Source organism: Helicobacter japonicus (assembly GCF_000762845.2).
GTDB lineage: Bacteria > Campylobacterota > Campylobacteria > Campylobacterales > Helicobacteraceae > Helicobacter_C > Helicobacter_C japonicus.
On sequence record NZ_JRMQ02000017.1, the window covers coordinates 1 to 17,244 of the forward strand.

Annotated in this window: 22 protein-coding genes and 1 tRNA gene; 10 read left to right on the forward strand and 13 right to left on the reverse strand. The window is 37.2% G+C overall.

What is annotated here, in order from left to right; translation table 11 throughout:
* The 3 genes from LS65_RS09005 to LS65_RS09015 all read right to left on the reverse strand — a co-directional run.
* On the reverse strand, window positions 1–1,206 hold a 1,206-nt coding region (locus LS65_RS09005), incomplete at its 3' end, for a PDC sensor domain-containing protein (RefSeq protein ID WP_268903714.1).
* Between the two features lie 87 nt (window positions 1,207–1,293).
* Window positions 1,294–2,358 carry an SAM-dependent methyltransferase gene (locus LS65_RS09010; protein ID WP_034360789.1) on the reverse strand — a complete coding sequence of 355 codons (1,065 nt, stop codon included), beginning with the start codon at window positions 2,356–2,358 and terminating at the stop codon, window positions 1,294–1,296.
* Between the two features lie 53 nt (window positions 2,359–2,411).
* Window positions 2,412–3,611: an aspartate aminotransferase family protein gene (locus LS65_RS09015; RefSeq protein WP_034360788.1), complete on the reverse strand. Its 1,200-nt coding sequence runs from the start codon at window positions 3,609–3,611 to the stop codon at window positions 2,412–2,414.
* A 127-nt stretch (window positions 3,612–3,738) separates the two neighbouring features.
* Here LS65_RS09015 and LS65_RS09020 point away from each other — a divergent pair, with 127 nt between their 5' ends.
* The 4 genes from LS65_RS09020 to LS65_RS09030 all read left to right on the forward strand — a co-directional run bounded on the left by LS65_RS09020 (window position 3,739) and on the right by LS65_RS09030 (window position 5,478).
* A complete protein-coding gene (locus tag LS65_RS09020; protein ID WP_052060989.1) occupies window positions 3,739–4,308 on the forward strand; it encodes an HP1233 family protein in 570 nt (189 codons plus the stop codon).
* A 72-nt stretch (window positions 4,309–4,380) separates the two neighbouring features.
* Window positions 4,381–4,457: transfer RNA gene (locus tag LS65_RS09025), tRNA-Met, on the forward strand.
* Between the two features lie 21 nt (window positions 4,458–4,478).
* Window positions 4,479–4,697 carry a glycosyltransferase gene (locus LS65_RS10390; RefSeq protein ID WP_268903715.1) on the forward strand — a complete coding sequence of 73 codons (219 nt, stop codon included), beginning with the start codon at window positions 4,479–4,481 and terminating at the stop codon, window positions 4,695–4,697.
* A 25-nt stretch (window positions 4,698–4,722) separates the two neighbouring features.
* On the forward strand, window positions 4,723–5,478 hold the full coding sequence (locus tag LS65_RS09030; RefSeq protein WP_268903716.1) for a glycosyltransferase: 756 nt from the start codon (window positions 4,723–4,725) through the stop codon (window positions 5,476–5,478).
* Window positions 5,479–5,532: 54 nt separating this feature from the next.
* On the opposite strand, the gene LS65_RS09035 is transcribed toward LS65_RS09030, so the two are convergent.
* Window positions 5,533–6,093 carry a YceI family protein gene (locus LS65_RS09035; protein ID WP_034360786.1) on the reverse strand — a complete coding sequence of 187 codons (561 nt, stop codon included), beginning with the start codon at window positions 6,091–6,093 and terminating at the stop codon, window positions 5,533–5,535.
* A 149-nt stretch (window positions 6,094–6,242) separates the two neighbouring features.
* On the opposite strand from LS65_RS09035, the gene hemL reads away from it, so the two are divergent.
* Genes hemL through LS65_RS09050 form a run of 3 tightly spaced genes read left to right on the forward strand, consistent with a single transcriptional unit; the run spans window position 6,243 to window position 8,465 of the window.
* On the forward strand, window positions 6,243–7,538 hold the full coding sequence (gene hemL / locus LS65_RS09040; protein ID WP_034360785.1) for a glutamate-1-semialdehyde 2,1-aminomutase: 1,296 nt from the start codon (window positions 6,243–6,245) through the stop codon (window positions 7,536–7,538).
* A gap of 11 nt (window positions 7,539–7,549) precedes the next feature.
* Window positions 7,550–7,981: an AtpZ/AtpI family protein gene (locus tag LS65_RS09045; protein ID WP_034360784.1), complete on the forward strand. Its 432-nt coding sequence runs from the start codon at window positions 7,550–7,552 to the stop codon at window positions 7,979–7,981.
* Window positions 7,965–8,465: a hypothetical protein gene (locus LS65_RS09050; protein ID WP_034360783.1), complete on the forward strand. Its 501-nt coding sequence runs from the start codon at window positions 7,965–7,967 to the stop codon at window positions 8,463–8,465. The genes LS65_RS09045 and LS65_RS09050 overlap by 17 nt, the downstream gene beginning before the upstream one ends.
* On the opposite strand, the gene LS65_RS09055 is transcribed toward LS65_RS09050, so the two are convergent.
* From LS65_RS09055 to LS65_RS09090, 9 genes are all read right to left on the reverse strand, one after another.
* Entirely contained in the window at window positions 8,427–9,599 is a 1,173-nt protein-coding gene (locus tag LS65_RS09055) for an HP0729 family protein (protein ID WP_052060988.1), read from the reverse strand. The genes LS65_RS09050 and LS65_RS09055 overlap by 39 nt on opposite strands.
* Before the next feature lie 38 nt (window positions 9,600–9,637).
* On the reverse strand, window positions 9,638–10,639 hold the full coding sequence (locus LS65_RS09060) for a GTPase family protein (protein WP_336524382.1): 1,002 nt from the start codon (window positions 10,637–10,639) through the stop codon (window positions 9,638–9,640).
* A gap of 61 nt (window positions 10,640–10,700) precedes the next feature.
* Window positions 10,701–11,303 (reverse strand): hypothetical protein, encoded by a 603-nt coding sequence (locus tag LS65_RS09065; RefSeq protein ID WP_034360781.1) that lies wholly within the window; start codon window positions 11,301–11,303, stop codon window positions 10,701–10,703.
* A 14-nt stretch (window positions 11,304–11,317) separates the two neighbouring features.
* Window positions 11,318–11,509: a hypothetical protein gene (locus LS65_RS09070; protein ID WP_034360779.1), complete on the reverse strand. Its 192-nt coding sequence runs from the start codon at window positions 11,507–11,509 to the stop codon at window positions 11,318–11,320.
* 10 nt (window positions 11,510–11,519) lie between these two features.
* A complete protein-coding gene (locus LS65_RS09845; protein ID WP_161976269.1) occupies window positions 11,520–11,693 on the reverse strand; it encodes a hypothetical protein in 174 nt (57 codons plus the stop codon).
* Window positions 11,683–11,886 carry a hypothetical protein gene (locus LS65_RS09075; protein ID WP_034360777.1) on the reverse strand — a complete coding sequence of 68 codons (204 nt, stop codon included), beginning with the start codon at window positions 11,884–11,886 and terminating at the stop codon, window positions 11,683–11,685. Before LS65_RS09075 ends, LS65_RS09845 begins: the two co-directional genes overlap by 11 nt.
* 66 nt (window positions 11,887–11,952) lie before the next feature.
* Window positions 11,953–12,273 (reverse strand): hypothetical protein, encoded by a 321-nt coding sequence (locus LS65_RS09080; protein ID WP_034360775.1) that lies wholly within the window; start codon window positions 12,271–12,273, stop codon window positions 11,953–11,955.
* 8 nt (window positions 12,274–12,281) lie between these two features.
* Window positions 12,282–12,884 (reverse strand): hypothetical protein, encoded by a 603-nt coding sequence (locus LS65_RS09085; protein ID WP_034360774.1) that lies wholly within the window; start codon window positions 12,882–12,884, stop codon window positions 12,282–12,284.
* A 102-nt stretch (window positions 12,885–12,986) separates the two neighbouring features.
* Window positions 12,987–13,883: a helix-turn-helix transcriptional regulator gene (locus LS65_RS09090; RefSeq protein WP_034360773.1), complete on the reverse strand. Its 897-nt coding sequence runs from the start codon at window positions 13,881–13,883 to the stop codon at window positions 12,987–12,989.
* Between the two features lie 176 nt (window positions 13,884–14,059).
* On the opposite strand from LS65_RS09090, the gene LS65_RS09095 reads away from it, so the two are divergent.
* The 3 genes from LS65_RS09095 (at window position 14,060) to LS65_RS09105 (ending at window position 17,240) form a co-directional block, all read left to right on the forward strand.
* Window positions 14,060–15,268, forward strand: a complete 1,209-nt coding sequence (locus LS65_RS09095; protein ID WP_034360772.1) for a 2,3,4,5-tetrahydropyridine-2,6-carboxylate N-succinyltransferase — start codon at window positions 14,060–14,062, stop codon at window positions 15,266–15,268.
* 76 nt (window positions 15,269–15,344) lie between these two features.
* The gene (locus tag LS65_RS10430; RefSeq protein WP_034360770.1) at window positions 15,345–16,445 is read left to right on the forward strand and encodes a tetratricopeptide repeat protein; all 1,101 of its coding nucleotides are present in this window, start codon (window positions 15,345–15,347) and stop codon (window positions 16,443–16,445) included.
* Window positions 16,446–17,240: a pseudouridine synthase gene (locus tag LS65_RS09105; protein ID WP_034360769.1), complete on the forward strand. Its 795-nt coding sequence runs from the start codon at window positions 16,446–16,448 to the stop codon at window positions 17,238–17,240.
* Window positions 17,241–17,244 lie beyond the last annotated feature (4 nt).

Consider the following 17,244-nt stretch of genomic DNA (forward strand, 5'->3'; position numbering starts at 1 on the left):
ACCTTTGAGTTCAATGAGTGTATCAGCATATCCTTGCTTAGCTCGCTCAATCACTTGGAGAGATTGTGTAACAAGAGCTTGGTCTTGGTCTAAGCCTTGTTGAGTCTTTTGGATATTTTCATTAATTGCCCTACCCATTTCACCGATTTCGTCTTGAGATTGCGCTTTAAGAAGTTTGGGAGCGTTATTTGTTTCGTGATTGATAAAGGCAAAGAAAGAGAGTAAGCCTTCTTTAATCCTATTGATTGGGGAAAGGTAAGCTTTTAAGATAAAGGATAATATAGTTGCGCCAACTATAAGAAGCACTGCAGCAAGGAGTAAGCTAAAGATAAAACTTTTATTGATTGCGTCTTCATAATCACTTTTATTAGCAACTGCAACAATTGTCCAACCAAAGTCAAATTGTCTATAGTAAGCTATTTGTTTTGTATTGTTGAAATTGTTAAATTCTATGTTTCCCTTTGCTGAAGATTTAAGTGCTTCAGCAAGTGCTTTTTCTAAAGGTGTAGGAGTAGATTCTGTGTTTTTAAGGGGATGTTTTCTTGAAAAAATATGTCCAGCACTATCTGCAATAAAAATCTCCATACTTGGCAATTCAGGACGTTCGAAATTGATAAATCGTTGTTGGAATCCATCTACAAAAATATCCACAGCAATAACACCAGCAAATTGCCCATTTTTAGTAAAAGGAATTGTCGCTGTGCTTAGAGTTTTTCCTGCATATTTACCGCTTTGGGATTGATAGGTAGATGTTACAATGGGTGCATTAAGTTTTTTTGTCTGTATATACCAATCACGAGTTCTTAAATCCTCGACATCGTCCCAAGTATTAGCTATGTGATGTTCCCCATTTTCGTTATAGTATTCTGTCAAAGTTTTACCTGTATTTTCATAGGTAATATATACCGCGGGATATTGGATAAGATGAGCTACATCTGATAAAATCTCTCGTTGTGCAACAATATCATTTTGATTGAGTTCTCCTAAGAAATCTACAAGCATTTTCAAATGTTGCTGTGCTTCGATATTCATAGTAATATTAATTGTCGTAAAAGAAGAACTTAGCGCAAGTTGTTGTAATCCGCTATATACATCATCAACTTGGCTTACTGTGTTTTTATAATTAAAAAAGCTAATAACTGAAATTAAGATGATAAAAATACCTAACACAATACCAATAAGTTTGGTTGTTAAAGAGTTTTTCATAGCTTATCCTTCCCTCAAAAATATTAAAAACTAATATTCTATCTTATGAAAGATTAAATTCTCTATACAATATACAATATTTTAAGTTTAGTGAGATTTTATACGCATTTTGTAACATAACCCCATAAATCGTTCCCCCATTGTATGGAGGAGAGTTTTAACCTTATGTATTTCCCTAAAGTATGCTTCAAAGCCCTTTTGTGCGCTAAAAGATTCTAGAAGTGCAAGAATGTGCATTTTTTCAATGAGTGCGCGTGCTTGTGAGGTGCGAAATATAAGTGAAAAGCCCTCTTGTCTAAGGAGTGCATCTAAAAGCATAAAATCCACATCATAGGTTATATCAGCTTGTTTATAGAGCGTATGGAAATCACCATTTTGCAGAAGAAACTGCTCTAGATTCCATACATTATGTGCCATATAGAATCTTGGGTTGCTTGTGAGCGTGCTTATCATCTCCCCACCATAATCAAAACTCATCAAATAACTTTGATGATGTGCCTTGGCAAAAACTGCTATAGAGGCAATAAATGGCTGCCATAAAGGTAAGATTCCACTATATTGTGTGAGATGAGTAGTAGGAGTGATATGGTGCATAATATCTTGTAAAGAATCTTGTGTGTGGAGAGGTAATGCGTTTATATCCTGCCATATTCCACTCCATTGCATAGAATCTTGAGTAACTGAAAGCAATTTACCATTATCTAACACTTCACACGGAAAGCTATCAAAAAGCTCATTGCTTATGATAAAAAGACTCGTTGGTTCATTGGGGAGGGGGCAAGATTCAAAGTTTGTAAAAGTGGCAAAATGCAAGGGAGTAGATGAGTGCAGTGACGCAAAATGATGTGTTTGAATCTGTGCGAGTGTGCTTAAAGGCTCTATTGTGATAAAAGTGCAGTTTTGCAGGACATTTTCACTAAGCGCATCAAGAAAAAGTGCAATATCACCCAGCAAATAGCCTTTATCCGCACCAATTTCCACAATACGCAAAGGTAGGAATAATTCATTGTCTTCAAGCAAAGAGAGGATATAAGAGGCAATCGCCCCGCCAAAAAACTTACTCGCACTTACAGAGGTGTAAAAATCCCCTTTTGCTCCTACTTTGTTGTCTTTTGTGTAATATCCATTCTCACCATAGAGGCTAGCAGACATATAGCTGCTAAAGGGTATGCAATGTTGTTTCAAAAGTAGATCTCTTTTGCGTATCAAAGGCTTTGAAGTGCATTTTTAAAGCGTTTAAAACCTTCAGTTATTTCCTCTTGTGTAATTGTGAGTGCAGGGAGGAATCGCACCACCCCTTTACCAGATTTAAGCACAATAACACCAGATTCTAAAGCACTTGTAATAATACGTGTTTGCATTGAAGCATCTTGAGTATAGAGTCCGCACATAAGCCCTAACCCAACTTTGTGTGAAAAAATATGAGGAAAAGTTTTGACAATATCTTCGAGCGCGTTATGGAAAGATTCTATTGTTTTTGCCAAAGTTCCATTTTTATGAATCTCACTTAAAATATCAAGCACTTCAAGTCCCGCTGCACAGCTTAGTGGATTGCCTCCGAATGTGCTGCCGTGGTCTCCTGCTTCAAAAATATCAATAAGTGAAGTTATTACTGCACCAATAGGCACACCACCAGCCAAACCTTTTGCAGTGCTTATCACATCGGGGTCTATGCCATAGACTTTAGAGGCAAATATCTCACCACAGCGGAAAATACCAGTTTGCACCTCATCAATCATTAGTAAAATGCCTTTTGCTTTTAAGTGTGTGCTTAGAGCGATAATTTTTTCTTTATTCATAGGAGAAATACCTCCTTCACCTTGCACAAGTTCAAGTAAGACAGCGCAAGTGTGGCTATCAAGGTGATTATAAATATCATCAATATCCTTAGCATAGGTAAATCCATCGGGAAATGGACCAAAATGTTCGTGCATTTTTTCTTGTCCTGTGGCTTTGAGTGAAGCAATCGTGCGCCCGTGGAAACTCGAATCTAATGTAATGATTTTATAGGCATTTTTGCTTTTGCCATATTTGCGGGCAATTTTAATAGCACATTCATTTGCTTCTGCACCAGAATTACAAAAAAATGCACGCATAGGTTTTGTTTGTGGCATTTTATCGTGATAAAGATTGATGAGATTTTGAGCAAGTTTGGCTTGATGTTCTAAAAAATAAAGATTTGAAGTATGTAGGAGATTCTGTGCTTGGTTGGCTATGGCGCGCGCGAGGCGTTTGTTAGCGTGTCCCACACTTGATACGGCAATCCCTGCACCAAAATCAATATATTCCTTGCCTTGTGTGTCAAATACCCTTGCATTTTCTCCACGCACAAATGCCACAGGTAAGCGTGCATAGGTGTGTAAGACAAATTCTTCATCAAGAGTTTTTATCGCTGTTAAATCCATTTGCGCCTCCAATATTTTTCGTGTCATTGTATCCCAAAAGCATAAAATTTTAGCAATTATGGAGCGTTTTTTGCTAGAGAGGAGTATCAAAAAATAGTGAAAAAGTGATGAAAACAAGGAGTGAGATTTGCGTTTAGAATCAAATGTAATGTCGCAAGTGCCGATAAACACACAAAATTATACGCGCAATAGAGAATTTGGCACGCAAGGCATAGATAATGATAATCCTCAAAATCTTAACGCACACACTAAAGATTTTCAAGCACAGACACAAAATAGCATAAATACAAGAGATACTGATAGGGCAGAAAAAGACATTAGCACAGATAGTGTCAATGAATTAGGGCAGGTTGCAGAGGAGAAATCAGGGAAGAAGACAGAGAATTTAGAGGAACATAAAAATCGTATCACTTATGGATTAAAAGTGATTGAACTTATGAGCGAAGAGGAATATCAGGCATTTTTATGGGCTACGCAAGATTTGAGTGAGAGTGAAAAAATCCTTATGGCACAAAGTCTTTATCGATTTACGGCTTTTTATCAAGGCAAAGATTTATCACAACGAACACAGAATCAAGAAGAGATAGATGCAGATAAGCTTAATGCGCATAGAGCTTTTGGAGTGGAATCTTCAATGATTGATAATTTTATCCAACGTTATAAAAATGCGTATAATAAATTATTGCAACCCGAATAAGGTGCTTTCCTTAACTTGACTTTTTGACACTTTTTTCATAAAATTATCGGCTTTATTTGCCTTGCATTATAAGTCAAAGTAGCTCAGCTGGTTAGAGCGCTGGTCTCATAAGCCGGAGGTCGGGAGTTCAAGTCTCCCCTTTGACACCATATTTTCAAAAGGTTTCTTAAATGCCGAGCATTCCCCCAAATCTTTATGTTATTGTGCCTTGTTTCAATGAAGAAGATGTGATTATGCAGACTTTGAATCGACTTTTATATAAACTTTATACAATGATAGAAACTGCTATTATTTCACCACAAAGCGCACTTGTGTTTATCGATGACGGAAGCAATGATAAGACTTGGCAATACATAAAACAATTTTCACCCCCCCCCCACTTATGCTAAGAGCAAAGAATCCCTACCCTCTATAATTTCTCTTAAACTTTCACGCAATTTTGGACATCAAAATGCGCTTTTAGCCGGGCTAGAATATGCTGCAAACAAATGTGATTGCGCTATTAGTATTGATTGTGATTTGCAACAAGATGAAAATATGTTTGATGAGTTTATCGCAAAATATCAAGAGGGTAATGATATTGTGCTAGGTATTCGCAATAATCGCTCCACCGATTCTCTATTTAAAAAATATAGTGCTTCGCTTTTTTATGATTTTATGAATCTTATGGGGACAAAAGTCATTAAAAATCACGCTGATTATCGTTTGTTAAGTGCGAGGGCATTAGGGCTATTATGTCAATATCAAGAAAATAATTTATTTTTGCGTGGTGTCATTATGGATATGGGTTTAAAAAGCGATAGAGTATATTTTGATGTCAAACCTCGCAGTGGGGGCGAGAGCAAATACACATTAAGAAAAATGTGTTCTTTTGCACTTGAGGGTATTACGAGTTTTTCTGTTGCGCCTTTGCGTTTAGTGAGTGCTATGGGAATTATTTTTTTCTGTTTTGCGTTTTTGTTTTTAGGCTATGTGTTATATGCAAAGTTTTGGGCGGATATAGCAATTGTAGGTTGGGCTTCCACAGCAATATTATTATGCTTTTTTAGTGGAGTTCAGCTTTTAAGTCTTGGTATCATCGGGGAGTATATTGGCAAAATTTATACAGAATCTAAGAGGCGTCCGCGTTATGTGATTGAAGACATATCAATGGAAAGGTTTAATGATTGAGAATTGCTTATAGAATCTTGCAAGGAGATTCTATAAGTTTTAAAAGCGTAGAATCTATTTTATTGGAGCTTCAAAAGCAATCTCTACTTGCGACCAAGTCAAACCCTCGTGAAGATCAGATACAGCTTCTTGTAGGCTTGCACGAGCACTTTCAGCATTAAACTCACTCAAATCAAGCACACCTTTTGCAACGATCTTTTTGCCTACTACTTCAAATTGCATAGGCACTTTATTTGTTTTGCCATTCATACGCACACTTGCTAAAATTGTGCCTTTATTTTTGCCTTCAATAACATCTTTGAAAGTTACCTTAATAGGGTCTTTTTTATTAAACTTGTCAAAAAAATACTTGCGTATAGTCTCATCTCTGTCTGCATCAGCGGTATTGATTTTTGTAACATCAATTGTTGCTGTGGCATTATTGAGTTGAGATTCTAAACTTTGCGCTGCGTTTGCTTTGCCAAATTTAAAAACTACATCTTTAAATGTGCCATTTACCCCAATCTTTGCTGGAGTTTTGAAAGCTGTCCATTTTACTTCTGCTTTGTCTGCATCAATAATTGCAGCAGATGCGATACTGCCTATGAGAAACATACTTGCAATAATCCTTTTCATACTCTCTCCTTTTGTAAATTATTGTGTAGATACACTTTTAAGTATAGGATAAAAAAACAAATAAGCTTTTCATAATGTCTAATTTTAATGATTTAATGAGGGATTTGCTATAATGTAAAGATATTCACATTATTTTAAAGGATTGAGCGATGAATCTCTCACAAAGTATCAATGATTTTAATGAAGCAAAACAAGTCATTCCTGGAGGAGTGAATTCTCCTGTAAGGGCATTTGGCTCTGTGGGTGGCACACCACCATTTATTGCTAGAGGCAAAGGTGCATATATTTATGATGAAGATGGTAATGCTTATATTGACTTTGTGCAGAGTTGGGGACCGCTGATTTTTGGACACGCAAATGAGGTGGTAGAATCCGCTCTTATAGAGGCAATTAAAGATGGACTAAGTTTTGGCGCACCCACAGAGAAAGAAACTACTCTTGTAAAGCAAATTATCTCCCTTACGCAAAGTGTGGAAAAAATGCGTCTTGTAAATTCTGGCACAGAAGCGACAATGAGTGCATTGCGTTTGGCGAGAGCATATACACAAAAAGATGACATTATTAAATTTGAAGGTTGTTATCACGGACATTCTGATAGTTTGCTTGTAAGTGCAGGAAGCGGTTGCGCGACTTTTGGCACACCAAGCTCACCAGGTGTGCCAAGCGATTTATCTAAACATACGCTCGTAGCGAGATATAATGATATAGAATCTGTTCGTGCTTGTTTTGAGACAAGTAAAAATGTGGCGTGTGTGATTATTGAGGCATTAGCTGGAAATATGGGATTTGTCCCTGCCAATAAAGATTTTATGCGTGAGTTAAGAGCATTGTGTGATAAATATAATGCTCTTTTAATTATTGATGAGGTAATGAGTGGCTTTAGAGCTGGGCTAAAGGGTGCGATAGGTTTGTATGATGTAGAGGCAGATTTGGTTACTTATGGTAAGGTTATTGGTGGAGGTATGCCTTTGGCTGCTTTTGGAGGGAGAGCGGATATTATGGATATGCTTTCTCCTGTGGGTGGCGTGTATCAAGCAGGAACTTTAAGTGGCAATCCTATTGCGGTAAGTGCGGGTATAGCGACTTTATGTCAAATTAAGGCAAATCCTGCTTTGTATGAGAATCTTGAAAAGTTAGCAAAGCAATTGATTGAGGGATTAAAAAATGCGGCACAATCACATAAGATTCCTTTGCAGGTGGATTACAGGGGTAGTATGTTTGGATTTTTCTTTAATGAAAATGTGGTGAAGAATTTTGATGATGCCAAAAAAAGTGATACGGCAATGTTTGCGAGATTTCATCAAAAAATGCTACAAAAAGGTGTGTATTTCGCCTGCTCGCAGTTTGAAACAGGATTCGTTTGTAGTGCAATGAATGAAGAAATAATTGATGAGGTAATAGCAAAAGCCAATGATGCCTTTAATGAAATCTTGTATGAGAGTTAGGGAGCAATGCAATGGAGAGTGATAAAAAAGAAAGAAGCAGTCAAAACATACAAGATTCTAAACTCTTAAATTCTAAGAGTTTAGAATCTCAAACAGCGGATTCTAATGAAACAAAAAGCACATCTTCTAAAGAGACAGATGAGAAAGAAAAGCCGACTTTAGGTATTGTTGTAAGTGGAGCAAATGATTTAAGTGTAGGGATTTCTATCGTTGTGGCAGTGCTTTTGGGTATAGGTATTGGCATACTCTTAGAGCGTGTGAGCGGACAAAAATGGCTTTTTTGGCTTGGCGTAGTGTGGGGTGTAGCAGCAGCAATTTTGAATCTTTATCGCGCATATAAAAGAGCGCAAAAAGAAGCACAAGAGTTGGCTGCAAATCCGCGTTATAGCTATAATGCTACGCACAAAGATGATGAAGATTCACAAAATGGCGTATATTACTAAAACATCGTGCAAGATTCTAGGCATACTCATTGTTATTGCGTGCGTTGGCGGAATAATTGCCTTGATACAAAGTGCGGCATCTTTGGCGAGTTTTGAAGTAGGTTTTGTGGGTTTTTCACTTATCGTGGGGAGTTCATTTATCACTTTGCTTAAGCGTCTAAAAACTCAAGATTCTGCGACAGAATCCATAAAAGACAATGACAAAAAAGAGCAAAAAAATCAAGATAATCAAGAAACAAATCCACAAAGAGCGCAATATGAGCAAGAGAAAATGCCAAATTTTTCAACGCGTTTTGTGATTGGCGCACAGATAAGCTTATCATTTTTGCGACTTTTAAGCTATGTGTTTTTTGCTCTTATGCTTATAGCATTATTTAAGTATCAGCTTTTTACCCTTAGTGCGTTTTTTATTGGGTTGTGTATAGCGGTAGTTGTGTTTGTGGGGTTAGGATTTTGGATTATCACACAAGCTAAGGTGCGATAATTTTTGGGATAGTGTGATATTTGCAAGTGCGTTTTTTGCGCCTATTAATGATACAAATGCACCACTCTCGCCCAAGTTTAATCCTATGCCGAGCATAGTAGAGCGCAGATTCAAAGCCTCTTGCAAATGTGCTTGTTTTTGATGCACACTTGTGTTGCGGATTTTTTGGAGGATTCTAATATGTTGTGGCAGAGTGATATTGAGGTAGAACTTCAACGGATTTTTGCAAAAAAGATTCTCAATAAGGTCTCTTATAGAATCATTTTTGAGTAATGTAATATAAGTGGCTAAATTGGGTTTGCTCTCAAACATATCCTTTATCTGAAAGCTAATGCCCTGCACTTCATAGGGAATATCTAAAATATGCTTATTTTGTGTGCCAAAAAATGCAAAAAGCCTTTTAGCAAACTCCCACATTTCTTGCTCAAAGCTTCGCGCATAGAAAATAATAATAGACGAGCAATCCGCACTATTTTGCTTATCTGCTCGTATTTTTTGTAGCTCTAACTCGGCTTTTGTAATATTTTCTAATGTGCAAACAAGGCAATGCTTCATAAAACTCTCACCCAAATTGAAATCTACAAGCCTTTGCTTCATATCGATAAATTCTTGGCTTTGCAAGGCGTCAATGTAGTATGTTTTAGAATCTATAAAGTAATCTTCTGGTTTTTTGGGCTCTATGCGTAGCGGGTATTCATAGGGATTGCCATAAATGGTAAAGGTATGATTATTATACTTAGGTGTTGTGAAATTAGCCAAATACACATCACGCACCTTGCCGAAGTCCCCTCGCACCAATTCACGCAAATCCTCTATGATAAACCACACTTCAACATCAAGCTTTTGATAATAATCTGGCGCGATATGCGGGGGTTCTAGCTTTTCAGAAACGCGTGAGACTTTTGCGACAAAGAGATGTTCTAAATCCGTGAGAAAAAGCTGCAAAGGGCATATATAGCTATGGGCTAAGTCAAGTTGTGGCTGCTCTTTAGAATCTTCTGTGTTACTCATATTACGCAGTTTTGAGCGCACCTTGCCAAAAGCCACCTGCCCATAAATTTTGAGAATCTCCAAATGTTTCCCTATCACATTATTTTCATAATAGGGATTATAAAGTATGAGATAGTTTTGCATTGGGATTCTTAATGAGAAAATGCTAGTTCTGTAATGATTTAGAACTTCTTGGACAAATTACTTAACCAATTACTTAACGAAGCTAAACCTTTTGTGATGAGTGGTCCTGCTATTGCTGTTGCCACATCTTTTACCACTTCTAGAACCCCATCCCAAAAACCCGACTTATTTTTATCACCATAGTCCCCCTCATAAACTTCTTTTTGAGCTTCTTTATTTATCACAACAACTTTGCGTTTGGGTAAGTTCTTTTGTATGTAATAAAATAGCTTATCAGTATTATATGGATTTTTTCCTTCATATCCTGCGCTAAAATAAATAGGGTCTATATCAATGCCTGTGTTTTCCTTGATTCTTTCTTTCAAGATTTTTACTTTTTCATCAAGTTCAGCTTTAAGCAGTTCATTTGGCTCTCGCTTCTCATAATCCATTCTAGCCTCTGGATTATCGCTCTTATCGCATTTATTCATAGCGACAAGGATTCTTTTTTTCACATCTTTTAGCCCCATCGCTTTTCCTATGAGCTTGATACTTTCAAACGCACTGGCATAATCTCGTGATGTAGCATCAACGAGAATGAGTGTTAAGTCGATAAGTGCATTGTCGTCTTCATCTTTTTCTTGTAGTAGCTCGTAAATTTTATCTTTATGGGTATCATCTTTCACCCCATCGCCTAAGCCCGGGCTATCATAAATGGTGATATTCTTACTAATCTTGTATTTTTGTATTTCCATAGTTGTAGGCTTATGGCTTGTTCCAATATTGGGGGGAGTATTGCTTTCTTGGGTATCATCTTTAAGCAAAGCCTTGATAGTCGAGCTTTTGCCTACGCCGCTACCTCCGATTATGAGTATATTAAGCTTTGTTTGATCAATATACTCTGTATAGCGTTCTAAGAGGTTTTCCAATTTAAACTTATCTTGCACGGCTTTCAAAAAAGCCATCTCTTCATCTGCCATAGTTTTGTGCTCTGTTTCTGACACTTTGTCTTGTTTGTCTGTCATATTTACCATATTTATTCCTTTTGATAAATTTTGTATTGCTCACATTTTGAAATGAACAATATCAAATCTACCATTTAGGATATTTGAAGCCACTTATTTATCCATCATCGCCCCAGTCGCCATTTTTGCAACTCTCTAGGCTTTCTTTATCCTCTGTGATAATCTCACAACGCACCATATCTCCAATGGTGATGTTGTTTTTATCTATGCCAATAGTATTTAAATCCACTGCATCAAAGTTGCTTTTAAGCCCACAAGCCTTACTTGCCCATATATCAAGTAGCATTTGTTGTCTTAGCATATAAATATCAACCCCTCGTTCCATAGCCATTTGAATAAAAAAGGTTTGTGCCACTTTTTTGCAATACCAATTATCTAAGCCTGTGTTTGCGAGAGAATGAAGTGTATGGACATATTCTTTAACGGCATTGCTTAATGCCTTTTCATCTTCATAATCACCCGCTACATAGAATCTTAAATCATCTGAAAGCCTAGAGTAAAGCTCTGATTCGTCTTCAAGAGCATTTGTCCTTAATAATAAATCAGCATACACTAAATCACAAATCTTGCCTTTTCCTATCTCTAGGCATTTGTTTGAGATTCTCTCTATATCCTTTTGCTTTAACTCCTCATCTGCATCACAGATTGAGATAAGTATAAAAGCTATTGCAAACACTTTGCATATATTTTTCATAAGCATTTTGCCTCCTTAATTTAAGAGAATAAATCTTTTATATTTTTGCGTAGCATATAGAACCCATTAGAAGATTTTTTCTTAGTCATTATCTGCCCACATTTTGGGCAAATGGGCATATCTAAGAGTGAAAGCGCATCGCTTTTTGGTGTAATAAGCTTACTTGTGCCACATTTTTTGCATATTGCTTTGTAGGGTTGAGGTTGTATCATTTTGTTTCCTTTATTTTTGTGTAGAATCCACACGAGAGATTGATGGTTTGATGAATGTGTATATGCCAACTATATACAGAGGAATAATAAGCTTAAATATACCTACATAGAGGGCAATCACTGCTAATGTTTCCTCCACATTAAACACATTGTCACACAAATAAGATGCAAATCTACTTCTCATTGTTTGCTTCCTGTATGCTTGTGATGAAAAAATACACTATTCCTACACATACGAGAATTACGCCAAGTGGAGGAACAACGATACAAATCATAATCACAAAAGCCAAAAAAAGTGTCTTTGCATTTGGAATCCCAGAGTAATAAAGAAAATACAGCAAAATCGCATTGATAATCCCTAGTAAAACTATTCCCATATTCTATTCCCTTTAGTGTTTATCATCTGCTTTCTTCATTTTCATATTTAAATGCGCCTTTATTCCTCACAAAAATCTCTTAGCAACATTCAACACTTTTTCTCTTTTGTGTTGTGCAATCTCAAAAACATTATCGAGCAATTCATCAAATTCCTCCCTATGAGCGTCTCTATATGTGCCTATAAGGGAGAGTGCTTCAAGTATATGTCTTGCCTTATCCTCTGTGCTTTGTGAATCTAGCCCCTGCACGAGAGGCTTTAGCTTTAAGCCTAGGGAGGTGAGGGCGTATAATTTGCGTATCTCCCATATTTTGAGGGTTTTTGCTAGGCTAAAAATCGCTTTTATAAGTTCCAAAAGTTCCCCCTCGCTGATATGTTTGAGATTCACCAAGTCTCCTAGTGCTTACTCTTTGCCACCGCATCGATAATCGCATCTATATTTGATTCACATTTATTAAAGGCTTGGCTAAGATTTGCTATATCATTTAGAGAATCTGTCTTATACTCATCTTCAATCCATTGGGGATTTTCCTCGTTATACTGCTGCAATTCTTTATAGGCATTTTGAAAAGATTCATATGCCTTTCTTATTGCCTCTTCATCGCTATATTTACTCTCAAGCGTCATTGCGAGATTATTAAGAGCAAATCCTGCCTTGTCTAAAGGGCTAAACAATGAGCTTTTGCCTACAAGATTATCAAAAGTATTAGAAGCCGCATCAACAAAATCCCCCACACTAAGCAATGTATTTGTGATTTTGCCACCAAGCATAGCGTCTATCTTATCTAGTGTGCTAAAGTCTGTGTTTTCAAGATAGTCATCTACTTTTTTTGAAATTGCTTGAGCTTTAGATTCAATGCTTTCGAGAATCTCTCCAATTTGAGCGAGGATATATTCGCCTGTATCCATATATTCCTCTTTGGCTTTAGAATCTAAATACTTTTTTGCAATTAAGCCAACTGCGCCAATGGCAATGCCACCTAAAATTACCTTTTTCATTTGTGTCTCCTTAAAGAGTGTATTTCGCTTGTAAAAAGCTTGTCGTAATATTAGAGAAGCCTTGCGACATATAATGTCGTTTGCTCTGCAAAAATACACATTTCATAGAATCTGCTCCATATTTTTTGTATTTTCTTGCAAATATGTTTGTAAAATATTCTCAAATTCGCTTTGCAGTGCTTGTGGCTCTAAGATTCTTATTGTGGGTAGCCACATTTTCGCGAGATTTAACACTTCATTTTCAAAAGCATAGTTCATTTCAAATTCCGCGCCTTGTGAATTTGCTTTGAGTTGTCTAAGATTATTTGGCAAACCTTTGCGCGTGAAAAACTCTAGCGCGTTTGCCTGTATGTGGATAATAGCTTTATGCAGTTTCTCATTGCGCCACTCCGTGCTTTGGTGCTCTATGAGCGCGAGGATTTCTCTATCTGGCTTGAATTGTGCGCGATTTCTAAGCAGATTGTCAATCTTGCTTAATGCAAAATGCTTCAATTTATGATTTTCCACGCACAAAAGATACCAAACGCCTTGAATATGGATAATTTTATAAGGCTCGACTAAGCGCGTTTTATCCTTATAGATAAAGCTTACCTTATGCGATGTGATGATAGCTATGCTTAGGCTTTCAAATATCTCATAATGGGGGATTTGGCGATTTGGCGGAGTAATCATAAAAGTTTTTGCGATATTGGGATTGAGTAAATCCACTATAAATGCAGAATCAAGCTTTGGGTAGAGATTTTTAAGCCCACTATGCAGGGCAAAATGCTTTATATCTTTATAGCTAAGTCGTCCTAAGGCGTATGGCTCTAATGTGTAGATTCCATTGCTTTTAAGGATTGGCAAATGTCTGCAAAGCCTCTCCATATCGCGCTGAAGTGTGCGTAAGGATACATTAAACTCTTGACAAAGTGCTTTTAGCTCTATATCTTGTCCGTTTAAAAGGAGCTTTAGAATCTCAATAAGACGCGTTGATGTATCATCTTTGCTCTGTGTCATTTTGCCAACTTTTTATCTTGATTTGTACTTGTAGAAAATCATACTACAAAAAAAAAAAAACGAGTCAAGCCTAGAATAATGAATGCTTTTGTTTCATTCCATTAAGGATAAATGATGTAAAATGTTAGCTTTTATAAAGTGTAGAAGTCAAAAAAGAATGAAAAAAGGAGAAAGTTATGAGTATTGAAAGATTCAAGATATTTGTTGATGAATATCAAAAAAGAGCAGATTATAAAGAGCCATTGGGCTTTGGTATTGCGCGTGTTGAAATTGGTAAAAAATCTAAAGCCGTGCTATGTGCGACATATCCTACAATGAATTGGCAAGGTGAGAATCTCGGCACTTACGCAGTGCTGTGTGAGAGCGCGCAAGAAGCTGAGCTTATTTCACAAAGTGAAAATGAAGCGGTGTATGGCATTAATCAAGAATTTGTCAATAAAGCTTTAGAGCTTTATGCACCATTTTTGAGTGAGGCATTGGGAGATTGTCAAACACATAAAAATATTCAAGTGATTTTGGAACTTAAAAAACAAGCAAATAAGGGCAAACTTAAAACAAAAGGTGGTCGTGCGCGGTATCGTTTTTGTGTGATTTATAAAGATGAAAAGTGTGAAAGCGTAGAATCTGCGTATTTAAAACTTTTGGCTCTTTCTTTGGGAAAAGCACCTTTGCGTTCATTGCAGCTTGATGGGATTTTTGGGCTTTTACAAAATGTCGCGTGGAGCGGTAATAAGCCCTATGAGCTAGAATGGCTAAGAGAAAATGAGATTATATTAAAAATGGAGGGAGAATACCCCCATATTGATTTTGTAGATAAATTTCCACGATATTTAATGCAGGTTATTCCACAATATGATAATATCCGCCTTTTAGATTCTGCTAAAACTCGCTTTGGTGCGTATCTAGGCACTGGAGGATATACGCAAATGCCCGGAGCAAGCTATGTGAATTTTAATGCTGGTGCAATGGGAGCGTGTATGAATGAGGGGCGCATTAGTTCAAGTGTAGTAGTAGGAGAAGGCACAGATATAGGTGGAGGCGCAAGTATCCTTGGTGTGCTAAGTGGAGGCAATTCTGAGCCTATAAGTATTGGCAAAAATTGTCTTTTAGGTGTGAATAGTGCCACGGGTATTAGTTTAGGTGATGGTTGTATCGTTGATGGAGGCATTGCGGTATTAGCTGGAGGAGTATTTTACATTGCGCCTGAGGAAGCAGCAAAAATTGCTGAAATCAATGATACCTTTGTTGTGAAAGAAAGTAATCTCTACAAAGGCAAAGAACTTTCAGGCAAACACGGCATTCATTTCCGTTGTGATAGTCAAAGTGGCAAGATGATAGCCTTTAGAAGTAATCGAAAAATTGAGCTTAATAGTGCATTGCACTAGAATCCTAAAAATGGTATTGTTTTTGCTTTTATATGCAGTAGCTATGAGGCAAATTTATAAATTATGAGGGTATATGATGAGAACAATTTTTGCGCTGATATGGGCGATGATATGTATTGTAGTGATAGGCTTTGCAGAGCCAGAGGAGAGTGGTGAGATACTCTCTAATCCGTCTCAAGGTGTTGATAATTCTGCCCCTTCATTGCCACAAGATTCTCTTTCTAATCCATCAAGTGAAAATACGCCTCCTTCAGGACTTTTAGGCTCTGCTCCTCTTACTCCAGCCAATCAAATTGGTAGCGCACCTCTTGATGATATGCTAGAGAATGTCAATCAGTCCAATACTGCACTCAAAGCAGCAATGAGTTTTGCGAAAGAGGGTGATTATGAAAGTGCATTAGGACTTTTTACACAATCTTGCGAACAAGGCAATGCTGCAGGTTGCTTTGGCACAGGATTAATCTATATGTATGGTGCAAGTAGCGGTATGCCAGAACCCCAAAAAGCAGCAAATTATTATTACAAAGCTTGCACGGGTGGCGATGCTGTCGCGTGTGCCAATCTTGCGATGGCATATGATAATGGACAAGGTGTGAAAGAAGATAAAGTCCAAGCAGCGCAACTTTATGAAGTGGCTTGTCAAGGTGGTGATTCTTTAGGTTGCACAAATGCGGGTTGGATGTATGCTAATGGTGTGGGAGTGAAAAAAGATTATCAAAAATCACTCGCTTATTATAATAGTGCTTGTCAGCTTGGTAGTGATTTGGGTTGCTATAATTTAGGGCTTATGACAAATACCTATAATGTATATGGTATGACAAAAGATAAAATGGGTTATGTGGAGATGAATTATGTAGCTTGTCAGCAAGGAGACATTGTAGGCTGTGGGAATCTTGGCTGGATGTATGCCACAGGCTCAAATGGGGCAGATAAGAATTATTATAATGCAGCAAAATATTTTACTCTTGCGTGTGATAGCGGACATATTCAAAGTTGTAACAACCTTGGTGTGCTTTATGATGGAGGATTTGGTGTAAGACAAAATAAACGCAAAGCCATTGAACTTTTTGGTTTAGCGTGTGATTATGGTATTGAATCGGGTTGCAATAATTACTCATTAATGAAAACAAAAGGGAGTGTAAGCGCAGGAAATAACTTGCTTTTTGGCTTACAATAAATGCGACTTAATCAGTATATTGCTCATCATAGCACTTATTCTCGTAGAGAAGCGGATAAACTTATAACTGATGGGCGCGTAAAAGTTGGGCGCGTGAGGGCAGATTCGCATTATGTATTAAAAACAGGTGAGAATGTATTTATTGATGGCAAAAAGCTTATGCCAAAGGAGCATTTTACTTGTATTGTATATCATAAGCCTAAAGGTGAGATTGTAAGTAAAAGTGATGACCGCGGACGGCGCGTGATATATGAAAGCTTAGAGGCAAAGTTTAAACATTTTCTATACGTAGGGCGATTAGACTTTGCAAGTGAGGGGTTACTTATTCTCACTGATAGCGCACCTGTTGCTAAAGCCCTTATGGAATCTAACTTAGAGCGCACTTATCTTGTGAAGATTAATGGTGAAGTTACAAAAGAGATGATAGAGGCAATGCAAGAGGGGTTTAAATGTGATGATACAAGGGCTGGTGGGCATAGTAAAAGTAGTATTGTGGCTATGGAGTTTGCTCCTTTTAGCTCGTATGAGATTCTTAAAAATGATACAAAATATAGCAAAATCAAGGTAAGTATTACAGAGGGAAAAAATCGTGAATTGCGGAGGTTCTTTGCTGCATTTGGCACACAAGTCCTAGATTTGCGGCGTATAAGCTATGGTTTCGTGCATCTCAATGCTTTGCCCTGTGGTAAAAAGCGATTTTTTAATAAAGATGAATACAGACATCTCCATACATTTTTGCGTGAGAACACCATATCTACGCCTTTACATAGAGACAAACAACATAAGATAGATTAACAAA

What these genes read in the sequence shown, in the direction of transcription:
- LS65_RS09035 (WP_034360786.1), bottom strand. Translation starts at nt 6,093, where the DNA reads ATGAAAAGGATTATTGCAAGTATGTTTCTCATAGGCAGTATCGCATCT.
- LS65_RS10430 (WP_034360770.1), top strand. Translation starts at nt 15,345, where the DNA reads ATGAGAACAATTTTTGCGCTGATATGGGCGATGATATGTATTGTAGTG.
- LS65_RS09055 (WP_052060988.1), bottom strand. Translation starts at nt 9,599, where the DNA reads ATGCAAAACTATCTCATACTTTATAATCCCTATTATGAAAATAATGTG.
- LS65_RS09085 (WP_034360774.1), bottom strand. Translation starts at nt 12,884, where the DNA reads ATGAAAAAGGTAATTTTAGGTGGCATTGCCATTGGCGCAGTTGGCTTA.
- LS65_RS09010 (WP_034360789.1), bottom strand. Translation starts at nt 2,358, where the DNA reads ATGTCTGCTAGCCTCTATGGTGAGAATGGATATTACACAAAAGACAAC.
- LS65_RS09075 (WP_034360777.1), bottom strand. Translation starts at nt 11,886, where the DNA reads ATGGGAATAGTTTTACTAGGGATTATCAATGCGATTTTGCTGTATTTT.
- LS65_RS09845 (WP_161976269.1), bottom strand. Translation starts at nt 11,693, where the DNA reads ATGAGAAGTAGATTTGCATCTTATTTGTGTGACAATGTGTTTAATGTG.
- LS65_RS09065 (WP_034360781.1), bottom strand. Translation starts at nt 11,303, where the DNA reads ATGCTTATGAAAAATATATGCAAAGTGTTTGCAATAGCTTTTATACTT.
- LS65_RS09095 (WP_034360772.1), top strand. Translation starts at nt 14,060, where the DNA reads ATGAGTATTGAAAGATTCAAGATATTTGTTGATGAATATCAAAAAAGA.
- LS65_RS09045 (WP_034360784.1), top strand. Translation starts at nt 7,550, where the DNA reads ATGGAGAGTGATAAAAAAGAAAGAAGCAGTCAAAACATACAAGATTCT.
- LS65_RS10390 (WP_268903715.1), top strand. Translation starts at nt 4,479, where the DNA reads ATGCCGAGCATTCCCCCAAATCTTTATGTTATTGTGCCTTGTTTCAAT.
- LS65_RS09070 (WP_034360779.1), bottom strand. Translation starts at nt 11,509, where the DNA reads ATGATACAACCTCAACCCTACAAAGCAATATGCAAAAAATGTGGCACA.
- LS65_RS09050 (WP_034360783.1), top strand. Translation starts at nt 7,965, where the DNA reads ATGGCGTATATTACTAAAACATCGTGCAAGATTCTAGGCATACTCATT.
- LS65_RS09090 (WP_034360773.1), bottom strand. Translation starts at nt 13,883, where the DNA reads ATGACACAGAGCAAAGATGATACATCAACGCGTCTTATTGAGATTCTA.
- hemL (WP_034360785.1), top strand. Translation starts at nt 6,243, where the DNA reads ATGAATCTCTCACAAAGTATCAATGATTTTAATGAAGCAAAACAAGTC.
- LS65_RS09015 (WP_034360788.1), bottom strand. Translation starts at nt 3,611, where the DNA reads ATGGATTTAACAGCGATAAAAACTCTTGATGAAGAATTTGTCTTACAC.
- LS65_RS09105 (WP_034360769.1), top strand. Translation starts at nt 16,446, where the DNA reads ATGCGACTTAATCAGTATATTGCTCATCATAGCACTTATTCTCGTAGA.